At 38.2% G+C, this 19,987-nt stretch carries 18 protein-coding genes; 8 read left to right on the plus strand and 10 right to left on the minus strand.

Annotated elements, in window-relative coordinates; translation table 11 throughout:
- Positions 1 to 75: 75 nt before the first annotated feature.
- The gene (locus tag MHH87_RS12065) at positions 76 to 1,071 is read right to left on the minus strand and encodes a hypothetical protein (RefSeq protein WP_340749553.1); all 996 of its coding nucleotides are present in this window, start codon (positions 1,069 to 1,071) and stop codon (positions 76 to 78) included.
- Between the two features lie 478 nt (positions 1,072 to 1,549).
- Here MHH87_RS12065 and MHH87_RS12070 point away from each other — a divergent pair, with 478 nt between their 5' ends.
- The gene (locus tag MHH87_RS12070) at positions 1,550 to 2,008 is read left to right on the plus strand and encodes a hypothetical protein (RefSeq protein WP_340749554.1); all 459 of its coding nucleotides are present in this window, start codon (positions 1,550 to 1,552) and stop codon (positions 2,006 to 2,008) included.
- Positions 2,009 to 2,174: 166 nt separating this feature from the next.
- Here the strand turns inward: MHH87_RS12070 and MHH87_RS12075 are convergent, their stop codons facing one another.
- A complete protein-coding gene (locus tag MHH87_RS12075) occupies positions 2,175 to 3,578 on the minus strand; it encodes an S-layer homology domain-containing protein (RefSeq protein ID WP_340749555.1) in 1,404 nt (467 codons plus the stop codon).
- A 131-nt stretch (positions 3,579 to 3,709) separates the two neighbouring features.
- On the opposite strand from MHH87_RS12075, the gene MHH87_RS12080 reads away from it, so the two are divergent.
- Positions 3,710 to 4,174, plus strand: coding sequence for a hypothetical protein (locus MHH87_RS12080; RefSeq protein ID WP_340749556.1), 465 nt, complete (start codon positions 3,710 to 3,712; stop codon positions 4,172 to 4,174).
- A 45-nt stretch (positions 4,175 to 4,219) separates the two neighbouring features.
- Positions 4,220 to 5,875, plus strand: a complete 1,656-nt coding sequence (locus tag MHH87_RS12085) for a sensor domain-containing diguanylate cyclase (protein WP_340749557.1) — start codon at positions 4,220 to 4,222, stop codon at positions 5,873 to 5,875.
- Between the two features lie 17 nt (positions 5,876 to 5,892).
- On the opposite strand, the gene MHH87_RS12090 is transcribed toward MHH87_RS12085, so the two are convergent.
- The gene (locus tag MHH87_RS12090; protein WP_340749558.1) at positions 5,893 to 6,429 is read right to left on the minus strand and encodes a hypothetical protein; all 537 of its coding nucleotides are present in this window, start codon (positions 6,427 to 6,429) and stop codon (positions 5,893 to 5,895) included.
- A 203-nt stretch (positions 6,430 to 6,632) separates the two neighbouring features.
- On the opposite strand from MHH87_RS12090, the gene MHH87_RS12095 reads away from it, so the two are divergent.
- Positions 6,633 to 7,859 (plus strand): saccharopine dehydrogenase family protein, encoded by a 1,227-nt coding sequence (locus tag MHH87_RS12095; protein WP_340749559.1) that lies wholly within the window; start codon positions 6,633 to 6,635, stop codon positions 7,857 to 7,859.
- 4 nt (positions 7,860 to 7,863) lie between these two features.
- Positions 7,864 to 9,003, plus strand: a complete 1,140-nt coding sequence (gene nspC / locus MHH87_RS12100) for a carboxynorspermidine decarboxylase (protein WP_340749560.1) — start codon at positions 7,864 to 7,866, stop codon at positions 9,001 to 9,003.
- A gap of 371 nt (positions 9,004 to 9,374) precedes the next feature.
- Here nspC and MHH87_RS12105 read toward each other — a convergent pair whose 3' ends face one another.
- On the minus strand, positions 9,375 to 9,893 hold the full coding sequence (locus MHH87_RS12105; protein ID WP_340749561.1) for an HPP family protein: 519 nt from the start codon (positions 9,891 to 9,893) through the stop codon (positions 9,375 to 9,377).
- A 158-nt stretch (positions 9,894 to 10,051) separates the two neighbouring features.
- Between MHH87_RS12105 and MHH87_RS12110 the strand changes: the two genes are divergently transcribed.
- A complete protein-coding gene (locus MHH87_RS12110; RefSeq protein WP_340750986.1) occupies positions 10,052 to 10,276 on the plus strand; it encodes an SDR family NAD(P)-dependent oxidoreductase in 225 nt (74 codons plus the stop codon).
- Here MHH87_RS12110 and MHH87_RS12115 read toward each other — a convergent pair.
- From MHH87_RS12115 to MHH87_RS12140, 6 genes are all read right to left on the minus strand, one after another.
- On the minus strand, positions 10,245 to 11,135 hold the full coding sequence (locus MHH87_RS12115) for an HNH endonuclease (RefSeq protein WP_340749562.1): 891 nt from the start codon (positions 11,133 to 11,135) through the stop codon (positions 10,245 to 10,247). The two genes, MHH87_RS12110 and MHH87_RS12115, sit on opposite strands and share 32 nt — an antisense overlap.
- A gap of 107 nt (positions 11,136 to 11,242) precedes the next feature.
- Positions 11,243 to 11,452: a hypothetical protein gene (locus tag MHH87_RS12120; protein ID WP_340749563.1), complete on the minus strand. Its 210-nt coding sequence runs from the start codon at positions 11,450 to 11,452 to the stop codon at positions 11,243 to 11,245.
- A gap of 57 nt (positions 11,453 to 11,509) precedes the next feature.
- The gene (gene preA, locus MHH87_RS12125) at positions 11,510 to 12,772 is read right to left on the minus strand and encodes an NAD-dependent dihydropyrimidine dehydrogenase subunit PreA (protein ID WP_340749564.1); all 1,263 of its coding nucleotides are present in this window, start codon (positions 12,770 to 12,772) and stop codon (positions 11,510 to 11,512) included.
- A 15-nt stretch (positions 12,773 to 12,787) separates the two neighbouring features.
- Complete coding sequence (locus tag MHH87_RS12130) at positions 12,788 to 14,155, minus strand: NAD(P)-dependent oxidoreductase (RefSeq protein WP_340749565.1); 1,368 nt, start codon at positions 14,153 to 14,155, stop codon at positions 12,788 to 12,790.
- 30 nt (positions 14,156 to 14,185) lie between these two features.
- Positions 14,186 to 15,592, minus strand: a complete 1,407-nt coding sequence (gene hydA / locus MHH87_RS12135) for a dihydropyrimidinase (protein ID WP_340749566.1) — start codon at positions 15,590 to 15,592, stop codon at positions 14,186 to 14,188.
- 23 nt (positions 15,593 to 15,615) lie between these two features.
- Positions 15,616 to 16,863: a Zn-dependent hydrolase gene (locus tag MHH87_RS12140; RefSeq protein WP_340749567.1), complete on the minus strand. Its 1,248-nt coding sequence runs from the start codon at positions 16,861 to 16,863 to the stop codon at positions 15,616 to 15,618.
- Between the two features lie 154 nt (positions 16,864 to 17,017).
- Between MHH87_RS12140 and MHH87_RS12145 the strand changes: the two genes are divergently transcribed.
- A complete protein-coding gene (locus MHH87_RS12145; protein WP_340749568.1) occupies positions 17,018 to 18,187 on the plus strand; it encodes a PucR family transcriptional regulator in 1,170 nt (389 codons plus the stop codon).
- Between the two features lie 148 nt (positions 18,188 to 18,335).
- Entirely contained in the window at positions 18,336 to 19,910 is a 1,575-nt protein-coding gene (locus MHH87_RS12150) for a PucR family transcriptional regulator (protein WP_340749569.1), read from the plus strand.
- The last annotated feature ends 77 nt before the right edge of the window (positions 19,911 to 19,987 follow it).

Here is a 19,987-nt window from a genome sequence, read left to right on the forward strand (position 1 = left end):
TTAGACAAACCTGTCATTTATACGATTTTGACAACCATTTTAGTATATCATAGATGAGCAATGTTTCAACTTTTTTCACATATGTTGTAATTCCGTTAGTTTTTCCAACAATTGTATAAATTCAATAATATCATAATCCATTTCTTGAATTTTTCCAAACATTGACCGCACAAAATCTACATAGCTCCTTGCTACATCCTCCGTATCAAAGTCTAACCATTCAAAAGGATAAGTGACAATCGCATGTTTTGCAATTAAATATTGCACCATTTCAAGTGTGGATGGCTCCTGCTCTAATTCTTCTATAATAAGTGCCGAAATCTCCTCGAACTGTGGCATTTGAGTTGGCAGCTGAAGCTGGGCCGGATTCACCGTCTGCACACGACCAAATTTCCCCATTGTAATTTCCATTGTAACTTCCTGCTCTACTAATAAAATGAGCACTACACTTTGGATAAATGGATGTGCATCCGGTAGTTCCACAATCGACTTCAGCTCCTGGGCAATCGGACGAATATTAGTCATCGTCAATTCATGAACAATCATCAACTGTTGCTCTGGAGATTTCTCTAAAAATAACGCAAGCTCAAAGACAGGCTCATCCACTTCTCGGATATTATCTAACCCGGCTTGCAAACTTTTATTTTCAGCAATTTCGGCATTTAAATTTTTTATTCGCTCAAACTTCTCGATTTGGTCATCCGGAATTTCGCCCTCGTCTATTAAGGACTCAATAATTTTTTCCACCTGTTTAAATTGGCGGAGTTGCATGCACACCGTCAAATATAATTCCATCGCTTCAAAATACATCGTCGGACCTAAGGCAAGTAAATCTTCACAAACTTCCTTTGCCTTTTGAAAGGATTTTGCTTCATATAGAGAATAAGCATATACACTCAATGACATCTCATCACCACTTATATATTGAAAAGCTTCTTCAAATAATTTATTCGCTTCATCAAATTGATAATTTTCCGCCAACTTATGCGCCTCACCGAGTAGACGCTCCGTCGTGCCAGGAAACAACACAATATTTTCATGTTTTGTTAAATTCATTTTCTTCTTTTTCATGTTACTCACTCCATACAAGATAGATAAACGACCGATTCGCTCTCCATCAATTTTTCCTTTTTAACATATCAAGGCATATTCCAACAACAATAATAAGAAAAGCGCATTCGCGCCCGTTTGCACGCGACAGATGCTTGCGAGCCCGAAGCGAAAGTAAACGCTCCACCACTTTCGCCCGAGGGATCGAAGCGACCTCGAGCGTGCGGCGCGAATGCCTAGACATTATCAAAAAGTTATACTTTCTTATCTCTTTAGATAGGCCTATCTCCCCCCACATAGAGCGAGATTAGATGGTTAAGAACGTTATACTTTGTTAACCACAAAAAAATTTCTACTCAGTTATTTCGCTATTCAGAAAAAATGTATATAATGTTAACTAATTACATTTTATATTTTAAACATCCGTGCATTACTATTTTTATAGTTCCCCCACATTGGTCAATTAAATCATATAAATGCAATTGGAGGAGAGAAAATCATGGTTTCAGTCTCAGACAAAACATTACTTGAATTTAAATCTCGTTTTGAGCCACCTCTTCAACAGCTTCCTATAAATGTTGTTAGTAGAAGTACTGCAATTACAAAAGAAGATGAATACCCCGTACAATTCGAATTTATAACGGACACGTATGTAGATTTTAAAAAGCATCAAGTTACTACATACATTACAGAGATTCAAGGCACAATTCCAGGCTCCATTAAAATTAGTGGCTTTGAAATCATTCCCCAGCACTTACACATTAATTGTGAATATGAAATTTTAAGTATTACAAACAATGAATTACTTGCGCTCCTAAACGATGAAAATCCGATGCTCACTTATAGCGAGTGGCTGCTTGAAGCGATCGAAAATGAAATTCTTGTGTTAGAAGTAAAAGCGCAAAATAGTCAGCTCGTCGATTGGCCAGTTGGCATAAAGAATGCATATTTCTTATGATTGTCGCTCCATTAAAGCCGAGTTTTAATACTTAGAAAGACATATCTCACCCCAAAACAGGCCCAGTTGTTCTCCTTTATGACGTGGATGAGAAAGTTATACTTTCTTATCCACCAAAAAAAGCCCCCCATACTGAGAGCTTCCAACTAATTCACATCGCTTAGCTTTATTGTAAGGAGTTCGCTTTCGCTTCGGCCTTATATTCAGTGCCTTTTACGCGATATGTTTTTCCATCTGTTGTCACAATAATCGTACCAGACTGTGCCGTTGTATAAATTTTGGAATGGACCGCTTTTAAATTACTTATAACCTTTGAATGCGGGTAGCCATACTCATTGTCTTTCCCATAGCTTAAAACCGTAACGTTGGGTTTGACCTTTTGTAAAAAGGCTAGAGAATTACTTGTACTTGACCCATGTTGTCCGGCCTTCAGTACCGTCGCAGCCACATTATATTTAGCTGCAATGGCTTCTTCCACTTCCACACTAGCGTCACCCGTGAATAAAAACGACACATCGTTATATGTAACCTTCAGTACAATGGAGGCATCATTCGTACCATATGAATTTGGATTTACGTGGAGAACTTGTACATGTAAGGAAGAATCGAAATTTATTTTAGTTCCTACTTGAGCATTACTATAGCGTATTTTATTTTGAGCTACTTTATTTAATACTGCTTCATTTGTCGTTGTTAAATGCGCTTTCCCACTATTGATAAAATGGTCCACTGGAAATTCGTCAAGTATTGTCAGGAATCCACCAATATGATTGGCATCAGGGTGACTTACAACGACCGTATCAATCCTTTTTATATGTAAAGCTTGTAAATAGCGCGCTATATCGCCCCCCACTTCTTGCGTACCCGCATCAATTAACATTGTTTTTCCGTTTGGCGATTGAATGACAATGGCATCCCCTTGCCCTACATCAATAAAATGCACATTCATTTCACCAGCTTGTGTTGTCGTACGTTCACTATATTGCATAGCACGTGCTAAAAAAGTAGCGAAATGGGCACGCGTTAAATACGCATTTGGTTTAAATGTTCCATCGGTATAGCCTGTAGTAATATTAGTAGCAGCGAGTTGACTAACTGCCTTATAAGCAGTATGTCCTTTTCTAACATCTGAAAAAGTAGTCGTCCCTACTGGTAATTTAAATGCCCTTGCAATCAAAGCTGCCATATGTCCGCGTGTCACATTTGCGTTTAGCTGGTAAGTACCATCGTTGTAGCCGTGAATAATGCCTGCTTCCGCTGCTGATTGAATATAGCCACTATTTTTATGACCTGTATGAACGTCGCTAAATTTCGTACTACGCTGAGTCCCGTTTAGCCCCGCTGCTTTCGCAATCCATACTGCCGCTTCCTCACGTGTAACAACCTCCTTCACCCCAAAATTTGTAGCCGCCTCAATAACACCTTTTTCATATAAATACATTATTTCTTTATAATATGAATGCTTTTTAGAAACATCGTTAAACACCTGATCCGCAAACGTAAGGCAACTCGGTAGAATGATTGATAAACAGAATACTAGTGTAATTATCCCAAAAATAAACTTTCCCACCACATTCATCCTCCTTTTTAACACTATAACAGAAGAAAAGCTTCCATACATAAATCGTTCATTTAATATGTAAATATATGTTAAAATAAAATATAGCTATACTTTCAGCCAATAAAGCAAGGGAGCTCACCATGGCAAACTATCGTCAATTATTTTTTTATTCATGTATTCTAGCCTGTTTCTTTTTCAGTAGGCCCGCGTTCGCTACCTTCATCGAAAAAGGTGACGCAATGGGCTATCAATATACCATCACAATACTAAACGACACGCGTCAGTGGCATGTCGAATATGAAAACAAAGAACATTTAATTGATGAAAATGCCGATAATATTTCAAATTTAGAGGCATATCGTACCCTCATTCGATGGATGGCACAGCAAACTTTAGAAATGACGCTACAAGCAATTTTCATTGTGCTATTTATTATTACTAGCGTCATTTTATGTCTATACAACCCTGCTCTTTTAAAACATCCTTTCGTTTTAATTGTTAGCTTTACTTGTGTTTTTATTTTATATAGTTTATTTACTAACCTCGATTCGCTGCGTGAAAACAACGCTAATGTGCGCTACTATCATTTGTTATTGACGCAATAATAGGTAAATCTAGTGATGAATTAGCTTATTTGTGGAGGTGAGAAATTGAAAGTAATTAAATCTCTTTTTCAAACAGGAACTATTAGGCAACAATTACATACCGGGGTCATTCTTGTTACCATTGTTCTTAGCGCTATGATTTTATTACCTACCATCCTAATAGAATATTATCAGTCGATGAAAAAACAAGCAGAGGATACTGCCTTTTTCTTAAATGGGCAGCATTACTTTTTTGAAAGTTGGTTAAATGAACGGTCATCTGATATTCATTTACTCGCAAATATGGACTTTGTAAAAGCTTATAACTATGATAAAGCACAATCCTTCTTTATAGAATTCCGGGATCGCTCGGATTTTGCTGATATTATTTTTGTTAATAAGGAAGGCTTTGTCCAATTCGATACGGTAAAGCGCGCAACAAATGAACCGTTAAATATCGATGTAAATGACAGGGAATATTTTCAAATTGCGAAGCAGCAAGTGCAAGGAAATATTACAGACGTGCTCATTAGCAAAGTAACAAATCAACCAATCCTTGCATTCGCGTCTCCAATTACTGATGATTCCGGTAACTTTAATGGTGTCGTTTTTGGAACTGTGAATTTGCAAAAAATCGATGAATTAATGCAAGAATCTAGGGTTAGCTATGATGGAAATTCATATATCATCAATCAAAACGGCATCTTACTGTCAGAGTTTTTATCTAATTCAACTTCTCAAGGCTTAAATGTTGCCAATATGTTCCTTACAAAATATACGGTTGATGAACATATTTTTGACATTGCAACGAATTCAGAAAAAAAACCACTTTCATTATATAAAGATAGTAAAGGCAAATGGGTGCTAGGAGCTAGTCAGGTCATCAATCGCAATAACTGGATACTTATTTCCGAAATACCTGTAAACAATGTCTTATTACCTCTACTTCATACTTTTTTTATTAGCATCATTTGTATTTTACTAAGCGGTTTTATTACAGTAAGGCTTATGCTCATGTATGCACGAAAAATCGAAGAGCCGATTCAGCATATGATCGACGGAGTGCGGATTATAGAACAAGGAAACTATGATTATCAAATTACTGAGGAAAAAATTAATCCGTTTACAAAGGAGTTTCGTGAATTAACTGATGCGTTCAATCATATGACGAGTCAAGTAAAGGGCAATATTGAGTTGCTTGAGGATTTATCGGTGACTTGCCAGCTCACAAAGCTATATAATCGCCGCTATTTAATGATCAACGGAGAGCAGATTTTCCAGGAATGCCAGGAGTCCGGAAGCTCGTTTAGCTGTATTGCCATTGATATTGATTATTTCAAAAAAATAAATGATACTTACGGACACTTAGTTGGCGATGAGGTGTTGAAACATTTAGCATCATTATTAATGATTAGTGTAAGAGAGCGTGATATTGTAACGCGTTACGGGGGCGAGGAGTTTATTATTTTATGTCCAAATTCTAGGTTATCTGAAACGGAACAGCTCGCAGATAGATTACTCTTGACCATTCACCAAAATCGTTACGAAAAAAATGATATTGTGATTCCTTTTACAATCAGTCTGGGAGTTGCGGAGTACAAAGGAAACAAAGATACGCCTACCTTATCGCAAGTCATTGATCAAGCAGATAAAGCCCTTTATATAGCAAAGGAAAACGGGCGCAACCAAGTTTATATAGAAGGAAAAACGTTATTGCGCTGATCCGCGCAATAACGTTTTTATGTGTTTTTTTTAAGTTTCCCAAGTAATATTACATTAACTTTGAATTTTTTGCGTGATAATGCCCCCATATAAAATGCCAATAAATAAATAGTACAACCTAAACCTACCTCTTCAACAATTTCAATTTTATAATTGACATACACTTCAAAAAAGCGATACGTTGCCTCGGGTACATTAGAAAATTGTGGATACATTGTTAAGCAAAATAAGCTAAACCATTGCATAATAAAAAATGCTATCAACAGACTAAGAACCGTAACTTTAATCGTGTAATTTTTCTTGCTCAATACTTTTATAACAAAATGAACCATTAACAAAACTGCAATACTATTTATTAACACGCCCATTTGCAAAATTGCTAACAAATATGGCCCTACTACTTCCATAACGGGCTTCGCAAATAATTCTGGTATGCCAGGAAGATAGAGAATTAAAATAGACGTAAAACATAGGAAAAACACCAATAATCCATATCGGTTAAACATAATTCGAAAAATGTTTACTAATCTTACCATCGCTAAATCCTTTCTCATAGACATAATACTCTATAAATACTATCACTTTTCATCATCATACAACGCGTAATTTTTAAATATCTCATTCCAATATTTCTCGATTACTATACCGTAAATGGTTTACAAATTTCTTTTTAAAAAATGTGTTGATAGCAAATATACAATTCGGTATAATCAATCTTGTTTTATAATTACGAATTAATAGGGAGCGTGACAAAGAATTGGGAAAAGCATTAATTATTGGGGCTGGCGGAGTTGCTAGCGTAGTAGTGCATAAGTGTTGTCAAAATTCAGATGTGTTTGAGGAGATTATGATCGCTAGTCGAACAAAATCGAAATGTGACGCGTTAAAGGAAAAGTTAGATGGCGGAAAGACACTTATCAGTACCGCACAAGTTGATGCGGATAATACCGATGAACTAATTGAGCTAATTAACGGTTTTGGTCCAGATGTAGTCATTAACGTAGCACTACCATACCAAGACTTAACGATCATGGACGCATGTTTAGCGACGGGTGTGCATTACGTAGATACAGCGAACTACGAACCACTTGATACAGCTAAATTCGAATATAAATGGCAATGGGAATACAAAGAAAAATTCGAAAAAGCAGGCTTAACTGCTTTATTAGGTAGCGGATTTGATCCAGGTGTAACAGGCGTATTCACTGCGCATGCACAAAAGCATCACTTCGACGAAATTCATTATATTGATATCGTTGATGCAAATGCAGGCGATCACGGCTACCATTTCGCAACAAACTTCAATCCAGAAATCAACATTCGCGAAATTACTGCGAACGGCCGTTACTGGAAAGAAGGCAACTGGGTAGAAACAGCACCACTTGAGAAAAAAGCAGTTTATAACTTACCTGAAATCGGTCCAAAAGATATTTACCTTCTGTATCATGAAGAATTAGAATCTTTAGCGAAAAACATTAAAGGCTTAAAACAAATTCGCTTCTGGATGACGTTCTCAGAGAAATACTTAACACACTTAAAAGTATTAGAAAACGTAGGTATGACATCAATCGAGCCAATCGAATATGAAGGCAAAATGATTCAACCGATTCATTTCTTATCTAAAGTACTGCCTGATCCAGCATCATTAGGGCCTCGTACTAAAGGTAAAACAAATATCGGCTGTATCGTGCGCGGACTAAAAGATGGCAAAGAAAAAACATACTATGTTTACAATGTATGTGACCACGAAGCATGCTATAAAGAAGTTGGCTCTCAAGCGATTTCATATACAACAGGTGTACCTGCTATGATCGGTGCAATGCTTGTTATGAACGGTGAATGGCAAAAACCAGGCGTGTGGAACGTAGAAGAATTCAATCCAGATCCGTACATGGAAGCACTAAATAAATGGGGTCTTCCATGGCAAGAAACATTAAACCCTGAACTTCTTGATCTTGACCTTACAGAAAATGTAGAGGCTTAATGGGATGAAACAAATTGACTGGAAAACTGCTCCGTCTCCTAGTTTTGTTGTAGACGAGCGCTTACTTACACGCAATCTTGAAATTTTAAAGTCTGTACAGGATCGTACAGGTTGCGACATTTTACTTGCATTAAAAGGTTTTTCAATGTGGTCTACCTTTCCAATGGCACGAAATTATTTAAAAGGCATTACTTCAAGTTCACTTTTTGAAGCACGCCTTGGCTTCGAGGAATTCGGGAAAGAGGTACATGCGTATGCACCAGCATATGCAGAACACGAAATTGATGAATATTTACAGTATGTTGACCATATAGTATTCAACTCTTTCGACCAGTTGAATAAGTACAAAGAAAAAGTACAAAGTTTAACTAAGCACGTGTCAATCGGACTACGCGTCAACCCAGGCTACTCTGAAGTTGAAACACCACTTTATGACCCATGCTACATGAATTCTCGTCTTGGGATTCCAGTCGAGTCTTTCCGTCCGGATGAGCTGGACGGCGTCGAAGGGATTCATTTCCATGCGATGTGCGAACAAGGTTCTGATGTGTTAGAACGTATTTTAGTTCACTTCGAAGAAAAATACGGTCAATACTTACATCAAATGAAATGGGTTAACTTTGGTGGTGGTCATCACATTACACGTGAAGATTATGACATTGAAAAATTAGTTAGCATCATCACTTACATGAAGGAAAAATATGACCTGCAAGTTATTTTAGAGCCAGGTGAGGCAATTGCGCTAAACACAGGCTATTTAGTAACAACCGTTCTTGATATCGTGAATAATGGTATGGACCTTGTCATTATTGATTCTTCTGCAACTTGCCATATGCCTGATACACTTGAAATGCCGTACCGTCCGATGATTATCGGTTCTGGTATGCCAAACGAGAAAAAGTATACGTACCGTTTAGGTGGGATGACATGTCTAGCTGGTGACATCATTGGTGATTATTCATTCGATGAGCCACTAAAGCCAGGCGACAACTTAGTCTTCACGGATATGGCTCACTACACAATGGTAAAAACGCATATGTTTAACGGTGTAAACTTGCCGAGCATTTGCACATATAACGAACAAGACGGCGTAAAAGTCATTCGTACATTTGGCTACGAAGACTACCGTAATCGTCTGTCATAGGAACAAAAGGGCTAAAGCGCCTGTTTAGCCCCGACAGCTGCTTGCGAGTCCGAAGTGAAGGCGCTCTTTGCCTTCGCCCGAGGACAGACCGCGACCTCGAGGGGCTGGCGCTTTAGCCTAGACGTTGCATTTACTTATTTGAATGGTATCAACATGGCGAAATTTTATATTTCCCATCCGCTAAAAAGGATTGGCCCGGTATTTCCGAGTCAATCCTTTTCTTTTTGTCATAAAGCTAAATCGTAAATCGTATAGTTACAGCGACAAAAGTTGTATCAATTGTTTAGGATAATATAGATAAATACCCAAAATTAGCCACTAAAATAAGGGCATTTAAAAGCACATACCTGTACTTTTAAACGTCCTTTCATTCACCAATAATCTGGGTAATTTCGCTTTGGGTGGAAATTATTAATAACTAATGAAGAGAGTAAAATAATAGCTAAACCAATTAATAACGGAGACAAAATAAATCCCCAACTTGCCTGACTCACCATAATAATGAGCGGATCACTACCGGCGGGTGGATGAAATGTTTTCGTCATAAGCATACAGAAAAGTGATAAGCAAATGGCTATACTAATCGCTAATGGTGAATTACCCATTAATTGAAAGATCAAAATCCCCAAAAATGATGAGATGAGATGGCCTCCGATTACACTGCGGGGTTGACCAACTGGCGCGTTCCATGCCACAAACACGAGTATCGTACTTGCCCCAAATGAACCAATCATCCATGGAAACTGCGTCATCTCCGTTAATTCTAGGAGTACAAAAATTGTTATAAAAGTCCCAACCACCGCAACGATCGAATCGCTTAAGTTAAAACTATTGGCTATTTTACCTCCACCTTTCATTTTATTAAAATAACTAATTATATATGTTCCCACTGCAACACACCTCCAATATGACTATGTAAACACTTTTTTAATAATAGTAAACCTAAGTTATAATAATAGTAAATACAAGAATTGCGCTTTTTTGAAAAATAGTTTCACTAACAAAGATTTAGGAGGAAATTAGTTGTTTAATAAAAAAAAACGTTATTATTACAGGCGCAGCACATGGGATTGGAAAAGGGATTGCAAAAGCGTATGCAGAGGCAGATGCACATGTTGTACTAGCAGATGTACAAGAAAACAAAGGAAAAATACTCGTAAATGAACTCCTAACTGTAGGCTACTCCGCATTCTTTATCAAAACAGATGTAAGAATAGAAGAATATGACCTTGCCTTCTTCCTTAACGATATACTGACCCTCCGCCCCAAATAAAACGGCCACCTGTATGAGCAGTTTGATCATGTACCTTCTCATCAACTAATTGCAAAGTACCTGGCTGCTCATGATGATGCCATACGAAACCATTTGGCGTTTCATTTAAATATAAATCTGCTACTTGTCCTTCTGTTAATCCAATCTCCGCCGCTAAGCTTGGCTGCGCCGCGATAGCATCTGCTAGCTGCGCATTCGCAAAACGGAACTGCGCATCATCTGTCATTAAATACATACTTTCTGGTAGTTGCATTTTAAATGAGCTCTCGAATACCGGAAAAGCATCCGTAATCACTTGTCCATCATAATGCACTTCGTTTAGTTCAAAAGGAACACCTGTTACTGGATGCACGTCACCTACTAGTGCTGCATTAATCGATTGAATTTCTCTTGCCTGTACCTCATCTGTCCCCTCGACTAAATCAACAATTGTAAAGGCAAATGCTGAAACAAGACCGAGTTTAGCAACATTAACAGCACCTTTTTTCGCGCGGTCATAATCTTTAGTAGCAAGACCTGCACCTGTTTCATATACATTTGTTACGCCATTTTTAAGAAATGAGCCAACACTACGTACAACACGTCCTCCGGCATCCTTCAATTCATCGACGCCCTCTGAACGCTCAAAATCATCTTTTTGGATTTGCCCTTTGGCTGTTTTATAAATACCTTCCACCGCTTGGCCTGTCATGGCAATACTCCCACCTGAAGCTTTGCCAATCATGGACGTTGTATCTTCAATGAAATATGCTGCCTCATCAAAGCCCGCCTTTTTCACACCTTTACTAGCAAGCTCACCTACGCCTGAAATTGCCCCGTCTACTAATTGTCCTAAACCTTTTGAAATATTTTTTACCATGATGCCATCTCCCCTAGTAGTTTTTATATCTATTTTACAAAATTATACATAGGAAAAGCCACAACTTATTTGTTGTGGCCGTTTGATTTTTGAGATGTTTCAAAACGTTACTGCACCATCGTTTGTTCTTGAAGCTTTGCCGAAAAATACTTACGTGCATCCGCAGTAAGAATTTGCAAACGGATGACTTCATTCTGGCGTTCAAAACCAACAAACATTCCGCTTAAATTTTCATAAACGTATTTGATTTTATAGCCAGTTTGTAAATAGTCATCTACTTTTTTCATTTCATGTTCACTTTGTAAGTAATCTGACATACAAACACCTCACTTTCAAAATTCCGATAATCATCCTACAGTTTGACTTTTACTGTTTTATCGAGTATAACTGCCGAGTATTGCTTGTCGTTCATTCCAAGTCATTGGTGGAATATTCGATTTTCTTTCGACCATCGAAATCGCACCATCTACAGGACAAACAATGGAGCATAAATTACAGCCTACACAGTCTTCTTCACGAACTTTGAGCATCGGACGACCGCTTTCTGTGTACAAATCGATACATTGATGCGACGTATCTTCACAAGCGATATGGCACTTATTACAGTTAATACATACATCGTTATTAATTTCAGCGACAATTTTGTAATTTAAGTCTAAGTCGCCCCAATCGGAATAACGTTGCACTGAGCGACCAACTAAATCCATTACTGATGCAAGTCCTTTATCATCTAAATAGTTATTAAGTCCATCAATCATATCTTCCACGATACTAAATCCGTGATGCATCGCTGCTGTACATACTTGTACACCCGTTGCACCCATCAACAAATATTCCGCAGCATCTTGCCAATTTGAAATGCCACCGATGCCTGAAATGGGCACATTTATTTTAGGATTGCGTGCACAATCTGCAACCATATTTAGTGCGATTGGCTTTACAGCTGGTCCGCAATAGCCACCATGTGCGCCTTTACCTGCAACATGAGGTATCGTATTCCATGAATCTAAATCGACACCGGCTAAACTGTTAATCGTATTAATCATACTGATTGCATCTGCTCCGCCTTGGACGGCAGCCTCTGCTGTGACCGTAATATCTGTTATGTTCGGCGTTAACTTGACGATGACTGGCGTACGTGCTACTTCTTTGACCCAATATGTTTGCTTTTCAACCAATTCCGGCACTTGACCAGAGGCAGAGCCCATCCCTCGTTCTGCCATCCCATGTGGACAACCAAAATTCAGTTCAAGTCCATCTACCCCTACCTCTTCTACTCGTTTAACAATTTCATGCCACTTCTCTTGCTTCGGCTCGACCATCAAGGAAGCAATAATGGCATGATTCGGAAATCTTTTTTTCGTTTCATAAATCTCTTGTAAATTCACCTCTAACGGACGATCTGTAATTAGCTCAATATTGTTAAAGCCCGCTACCCTTTGTCCGTTATAGCTAACTGCCGCAAATCGCGATGAAACATTTAAAATCGGTTCACCTAACGTTTTCCATACCGCTCCACCCCAACCAGCTTCAAATGCGCGCTGCACTTGATAACCTGAGTTTGTCGGTGGTGCAGATGCTAGCCAAAATGGATTTGGCGATTTAATCCCTGCTAAATCTATTCGTAAGTCTGCCATTTCACATTCCCCCCTTTATGCTATCTCGCTTGGTTCTTTTAAATACTCATGTATGACATATGCTGCGTCTTTACCTTGCTGCGCAGCTGTCACAACCATTGCTTCACCTTGACCGTTTCCGAATACGACATCTCCACATGCAAACACTTTCTTGTTCGAAGTTTGCATTGTCGCCTCGTCAATATCTACTACACCATACGTATGCTTTAAACCAAAATCTTCAATTAGAGATACGTAGCGTGTTTGACCAATCGCTTTAATAACAGCGTCCACTTCTAAGACAAAATTTGAGCCTTCAATGACTTCAGGTTTTTGTCTACCGTCTGCACCAGGCTCCCCCAGCTTCATCTTGACGCATTCTATGGCAACTACTTGTCCTGCCTCATTCCCGATAATTTTGTTCGGAGCAGTCAGCCACTCAAATTGAACACCATCTTGCTTTGCAAACTCGTATTCAAATTTATACGCAGTCATCTCTTTTTCAGTTCTTCTGTATAGCATTTTCACATTTTCAGCACCTAATCGAACGGCACATGTGGCACCATCGATTGCCGTATTACCAGCACCGATGACAGCCACGCGCTTACCGACCAAGTTATCTGGCAGTGGTCCAATTTTTGTTTGCTTTACAAATTCGATTGCATCATGAACGCCGGCTAGTTCCTCACCTTCAATCCCTAGTTTAGGCACAGCCCCCATACCAATCGCTAAAATGACGCTATCGTATTGATTTAGGATTTCTTCAGCAGAAATATCCACACCTACTGTCGTATTCGTTTTAATGTCCACACCGAGTTTGACAATTTGCTCTACTTCCCACTCCACTACTTCATTCGGTAGACGGAATGACACGATGCCATAAGCGCCTAAACCACCCGCTTTAGATTCAGCTTCATAAATTGTGACGCTATAGCCAAAACGAGCGAGCTCACGCGCTGCAGATAAACCAGCAGGACCCGAGCCGATAATTGCAACTTTTTGCCCGTTGCTTTGTCCTTTTTGGAATAACTCGACATTCGATTTCATCGCCCAATCTGTTGCATAGCGCTGTAAGTTACCGATTTTGATTGGCTTAGTTGAAGAGTTTAATACACATGCACCTTCACATAACTCTTCAGTCGGACAAACTCTTGCGCAGCTTGCACCAATCGGATTCGCATCTAATATTGTCATGGCTGAACCTTTTAAATTACCCGAAGCAATTTTTTTAATGAAATTTGGGACTTGAATACTTGTCGGACAAGCTGTAATACATGGTGCGTCATAGCAATACAGGCACCGATTCGCCTCTTCTATCGCTTCATTTTTGGACATTCCGCTAATCATCTCAACAAAATTTCGTTTTAATCGTGCAGTCATTGCATTTTCTTGAATTGGAACCATTTACCTCATCCCCCCCTCGTGAATTTCGGTTTAGCTTGACGTTACACTTGTTTTTGCAGTTGGCTGTAGTGATCGTTTTATATATTGTCCACTACCTAATACCCCTACGAACTCTTTATTCTTAATAACGTATTCCCCGCGCACGAATACACTGACTGGCTCGCCTATTACTTCCCATCCCTCATACGGGTTATAGTCTACATTCATATGATGTGTATTCGCTGAAATTTCACGTTTTACAGTTGGATCAAAAAGTACGATATCTGCGTCCGAACCGATTGCAATCGTCCCTTTTTGTGGATATAGACCGAAAATTTTTGCTGCGCTTGTCGAGATCATATCGACAAACTCATTAATTGAAATTCTCCCTTTCGCCACACCTTCAGAAAATAAAATGCTAAAGCGATCTTCGATAAATGGACCGCCATTTGGAATTTTCGAGAAATCATTTAACCCTAATTGCTTTTTCCCATTAAAGCTAAATGAACATTGGTCTGAACCAATTGTTTGAAGTTGCTTCGCTTTTAATGCATTCCATAAATGCTCTTGGTGATGTTTCGGACGAAGAGGTGGTGACCAGACATATTTTGCACCTTCAAAACCTGGCTGAGCTAACGCGGACTGATCTAGCGTTAAATACGGCGGACATGTTTCTCCATACACGTCATACCCTTTTTCACGCGCTTTAATAATTTCATCTAGTGCCTCTTTACAAGTAACATGTACGACGTAAAGCTTGGCACCTGCAATATGCGCCAGTTCGATTGCTCGTTTTGTCGCTTCCCCCTCCACTTCTGCTGGACGAGTAAGTGCATGATATATCGGTTCTGTATGACCTGCACGTTTCGCTTCTTCAACTAGTTCATCAATTACAGAGCCGTTTTCACAATGTACCATGACGACAGCACCCAGTTCCTTTGCGATTTTGAATGCTTTGAAAAGCGTGCGGTCTGTCGCTTGGAATTCTTTCGCGTAGGCCATGAAAACCTTCACGGACGTTATTCCTTCCTGCTCTAGTACGAGCGGTAATTCCTCCTCTGTCTCAGGCGTTAAATCACCGATCATTAAGTGGAACCCGTAGTCAATTGCCGATTTTCCATGTGCTTTTGCATGCCACTTTTGCACAGCCGCCCCAAGCTTTTCTTCACCAGCAGATAAGCAAAAGTCTAAAATTGTCGTAGTACCTCCAAATGCAGCTGCGATCGTACCAGACTTCCAATCATCGTCTGTCACCGTATTGTTAAACGGCATATCTAAATGCGTATGTGGATCAATCCCACCTGGCATAACGTATTTGCCTGTTGCATCAATAATCTCTGCTCCTGGCGCCGATAAATCTCTGCCAATTTGAACGATTTTCCCATCTTCTATTAATAAATCAGCCTCATATACATCTGAAGCTGTTGCAATTAATCCACCTGTAATGATTCTTTTCATTGAATCCCTCACCCTTCAACTGATTAATTTGAAATAAATGATGTTTTTCCGATGCTAAACTTTGTTTGTAGCGTCAATACCGTTTCAAGTAACACATCTGCACCTTTTGCACAGTCTTCAAATGTTGTCTCTTCCTCCTCGCAATGACTTTTTCCGTTAATACTCGGTACGAAAATCATCGCTGAGGGGATAATGCTAGCGATATATTGCGCATCATGTCCTGCCCCGCTAAACATTCTATTGAAGGAATAGCCAAAGCCGTGACATGATTTTTCTACTTCATCACAAATGGCTGAATCAAAAAATACGGTATCTCGTCCCCATAGCTTTACTGGAACGACGTAGCAGCCCTGTTCCTGTGAAGGTAATCCTTGTAGTATTTCTTCTACTTTTCGCATCACTTCTGGATCTTGATGTCGCGAATCAATAGTAAATGCTACTTTATTTGGAATAACTGTATGAATATTAGGTGTAACATTCATCCGGCCAAATGTGTACACTAATTGTTCGTCGATACTCCCAAGCTGCTCATGTAAATTCGCAATGATTTTGGACGCGACAATCATCGGGTCTTTACGCATCGACATCGGTGTTGTTCCCGCATGATTGGATTCACCTGTAATGTTAACTTCATAACAAACCATGCCTAAAACGCCTTCGACAACACCAATTTCTAATTGCTTTGCTTCTAATACCGGACCTTGTTCAATATGGAGTTCAATATAGGCGAGCGCTTCTTTTAAACGATTCTCCTCTTTCCCTTTATATCCACTCGCTTGTAGTGCCGCTTTAAATGTGATGTCGTTTTTATCGACAGACTGTAACATCTTATCTTTCTCAAATTTCCCAGAAATGACGCCGGAGCTCATCATTGCAGGGTCAAAACGAGCACCTTCCTCATTCGTAAAGTTCACAATCATTAGTGGAATATCTAGTTCGATATCATTTTCCTTTAACGTTCGAATAGCTTCTATAGCAGTTAACACACCTAAGACACCATCAAACTTGCCTCCCTTTTCTACCGAATCTAAATGTGACCCCATCACAATTGGTGGGACATCATTTTTTCCTGGTAGAATTGCATAAATATTCGCCATATCGTCTACTTTAATCTCCATACCTAGCTCTTTGCAGCACTCACAAAAATAGTCCCTCGCTAAAATATCTTCTTTCGAAAGAGACAAACGAGTTACTCCGCTATTTGTAGTAGCTCCGAACTTACTAAATCTTTCAATCGACTCTTGCAATCGGCTACTATTACATTTATACATATTCTATTCCCCCCTCTTCTCATTCATTAAAAAAACAATTGTTATTTAAATTTTAAAATAGAGTAAATTTGGAAGATATGGATATTAAACTAAAAAAAATTGTGCAACTGCACATTATATATGGTATGTTATTTTCATAATAAGGGGGGTTGTTATGGGGACAATTCACAAGATTGTGGAGGGAGCTCAATTCCCTATGCTTACATTAGTAGCTGGATATAATGGTATGTATCGAAAAGTTACAGGTATAAATGTAGTAGAAAGCATTGATTTAATCATGTTTTGCCGACCAAATGAATTAGTCGTTACAACAGGTATTAACTTTCCGCACCAAGATGCTTCCTTAGAACAACTAGTTAAATTAGCGTACAGTAAAAAAGTAGCCGGTTTTATTATTAATACGGGTCCTTACATCCCTGAAATTCCTAAATCGGTCATTACTTTTGCCAACGAACATGAATTCCCAGTTTTCCAAATGCAGTGGAATCGTCGTGTAGCGGATCTTTTAAAAACGACATTTCAATTTATCGCCACTCACCACCAAGAACAATCGAACGAAGAAAAAACCTTATCGAACTTACTTTTCCACTACAAATACCACAGTGATTTCATAGAACAAAATTTAGCTCAACTCGGCTTCTTGCAAGGTACAGAGCTCGCCATCATTACTTGTACTACAATCGGTGCACAAAGCAGTATTGAACGTTACGAGGTCATGATTCAGTTCGCTTTCCAAAATAGATATCAACGCTTTTTAAAACTAAAGTATAAAAACCACCTCATCTTTTTAATCGGCCGAACACAAATGAAAACACCAAATATCCCCTTTTCAAAAACAGTTGAAGATATTTACGACAAAGTCACTAAGAAAAATGGGAGCTTAGATATTATCATTGGCAAAGGTAATTTTCATAAGGAGCTTGAAAATGTCTGTAAAAGCTACGATGAATCACTAACTGTCATCAAATTAGCACAACTGCATAACAACCGATTCTTATACAAATATAAAGACATTGGTACTTATAAACTTATTATGGATGTGCAAAATCGAGCATTGATCGAATCATTCAACCAAGATATTCTGGGACAACTTTATCATTATGACGAGTTACACAAAACGGATTACGTATCGTTTTTACGTATTTTCCTCGAAGAAAACGGCAGTACAAGTAAAATTAGTGAACGACAATTTATACACCGCAACACGGTCCTTTATAAAATCAAAAAAATAGAAATGCTATTAGATATGGATTTAAGTAATCCATTTACAAAAACGAATCTTTATATCGCCTTTTTGATAGAAGATGTTTTGATGCATAAATAATCCAAATTTATATATTTTCACAACGATAATTTTCGGAATATTTCTTTAAATGAGACACCTTTTGAAAATTATCAGGTAGTCTTATGAACAAGCAGTCTAGCTAATAATTGAATAAAACTGCTGCTTAATTTAGAAGGGGGAGGACATTATGAATGGTTTTTCACTTACTGTAGCAGATGTCATGACGAAAAGTTTATTCAGTAGCGCTAAACTAATCGCAGGCGATAAAGGACAGCTAAATACCATTAAATGGGTACATATTGTTGAAAATATGGATGCTACAAAGTTATTAAAGGGAAATGAATTAATTTTGACGACTGGCATTCATTTAAAAGACAATAATGATGGGTTTATTCAGTTTATTCAGCAATTAATTGAAACAAAAGCTGCTGGGCTATGCATTGAGTTAGGTAGTTCCGTACAAAAAATACCTGACTCGGTACAGCAAATGGCCACGGACTATCAATTCCCTCTTATCGCTTTTCATGAGGAAGTAGCTTTTGTTGAAATAACACAAGAAATACACAGCATTTTAATTAACCAACAATATGGAATCGTTAAAAACCTCGAAGACTACGCACAACAAATTAATAAATACACACTAACTGCCAACAACTATGAGCAGATTTTAATGCATTTATATAAACACTTAGGTTTGCAGGTCGTCTTTACTTTCAACGGGCAAAAACCTATTTTTATCCCCAATATTCATCAAGACAAGTATGAAATGATCCAGCAAAAATCCAATCCAGATAAATCAGCAAACCATTTTATTCGCTGTGAAGTTAATATTTTGAGTCAATACTACGGTGAGGTTTGTTTATTATCTCCACAGCGTGTCATTAATGAATACGATGCACTTATTCTGGATCGAACTGTTATTGCACTATCACAATATTTATTGCGGGATTTATATATTGAAGAGAAAAAAGGAATGGAAGATCGTGAAATTTTGGAAGGTTGGCTGAATGGGGTATCCAATGCCGAAGAGTTATCGCATTTTATTCAAGACCATCATATACGTGCCTCTACTAGTCATTGGATTGTCATGATCCATCATATCAAAAAAAGCAAAAATAACGATTTAACGTACTATAAGCTGTTTACGCGAAATGTGTTTGAGAAGCTTGGTTTTTATCCGTTACTATTAGAAAAAAAACAGCAACTTATTTTTATTTTAGCGAACTTACGTGAGCAAGAAACATATAAACAACGTATAACGCAAGCGATCGAACAAATAAACGACAATAATAAGAAATACAAATATACCAATTTAAATATTATGTTTGCAGTTGGAAAATACGTCACCCATTTACAAGATGTAAAAAATAGCTTTCATACAGCGAAGGACACCTTGCAAATTCGATGGAAATCACAAGAATTTTCGTATTTCTATGAAGATTTGCATCTCCATCACTTAATTTTACAATTACAAAAAAATCCATCCATTATGGATATGGTGGCAGATTATTTACACCCACTCATTGAATATGACCTTCAGCATAACAGCAAATTAGTCGAAACGTTAAAAGTATACTTGCAAACAAATGGTCTAAAAAAAGAAACTTCTGAGCGCCTTTTTATCGTTAGGCAAACACTGTATCATCGATTGGAGAAAATCGAGCAGTTACTTGGCAATGATTTTATGAAGCCTGAAAAGCGGTTAGCGTTAGAATTGATGCTATTTGCTGCTGAGTGGAACTTCACTGAAAAAACGATATGATTTGTCTTTTGTGAAAAGGTACAACTCAACTATTTTACATTTTGTCTAGTGCTTAATTGTTTGAAAAATTGAATAAT

The organism is Solibacillus sp. FSL H8-0538 (assembly GCF_038003525.1).
In the GTDB taxonomy this organism is placed as follows: domain Bacteria; phylum Bacillota; class Bacilli; order Bacillales_A; family Planococcaceae; genus JBBOPI01.

Coding starts and splice junctions, on each gene's coding strand:
- MHH87_RS12145 (WP_340749568.1), top strand. CDS start 17,018: ATGGGGACAATTCACAAGATTGTGGAGGGAGCTCAATTCCCTATGCTT.
- MHH87_RS12115 (WP_340749562.1), bottom strand. CDS start 11,135: ATGGTAAAAAATATTTCAAAAGGTTTAGGACAATTAGTAGACGGGGCA.
- hydA (WP_340749566.1), bottom strand. CDS start 15,592: ATGAAAAGAATCATTACAGGTGGATTAATTGCAACAGCTTCAGATGTA.
- MHH87_RS12070 (WP_340749554.1), top strand. CDS start 1,550: ATGGTTTCAGTCTCAGACAAAACATTACTTGAATTTAAATCTCGTTTT.
- MHH87_RS12140 (WP_340749567.1), bottom strand. CDS start 16,863: ATGTATAAATGTAATAGTAGCCGATTGCAAGAGTCGATTGAAAGATTT.
- nspC (WP_340749560.1), top strand. CDS start 7,864: ATGAAACAAATTGACTGGAAAACTGCTCCGTCTCCTAGTTTTGTTGTA.
- MHH87_RS12065 (WP_340749553.1), bottom strand. CDS start 1,071: ATGAAAAAGAAGAAAATGAATTTAACAAAACATGAAAATATTGTGTTG.
- MHH87_RS12130 (WP_340749565.1), bottom strand. CDS start 14,155: ATGGTTCCAATTCAAGAAAATGCAATGACTGCACGATTAAAACGAAAT.
- MHH87_RS12120 (WP_340749563.1), bottom strand. CDS start 11,452: ATGTCAGATTACTTACAAAGTGAACATGAAATGAAAAAAGTAGATGAC.
- preA (WP_340749564.1), bottom strand. CDS start 12,772: ATGGCAGACTTACGAATAGATTTAGCAGGGATTAAATCGCCAAATCCA.
- MHH87_RS12090 (WP_340749558.1), bottom strand. CDS start 6,429: ATGAGAAAGGATTTAGCGATGGTAAGATTAGTAAACATTTTTCGAATT.
- MHH87_RS12150 (WP_340749569.1), top strand. CDS start 18,336: ATGAATGGTTTTTCACTTACTGTAGCAGATGTCATGACGAAAAGTTTA.
- MHH87_RS12080 (WP_340749556.1), top strand. CDS start 3,710: ATGGCAAACTATCGTCAATTATTTTTTTATTCATGTATTCTAGCCTGT.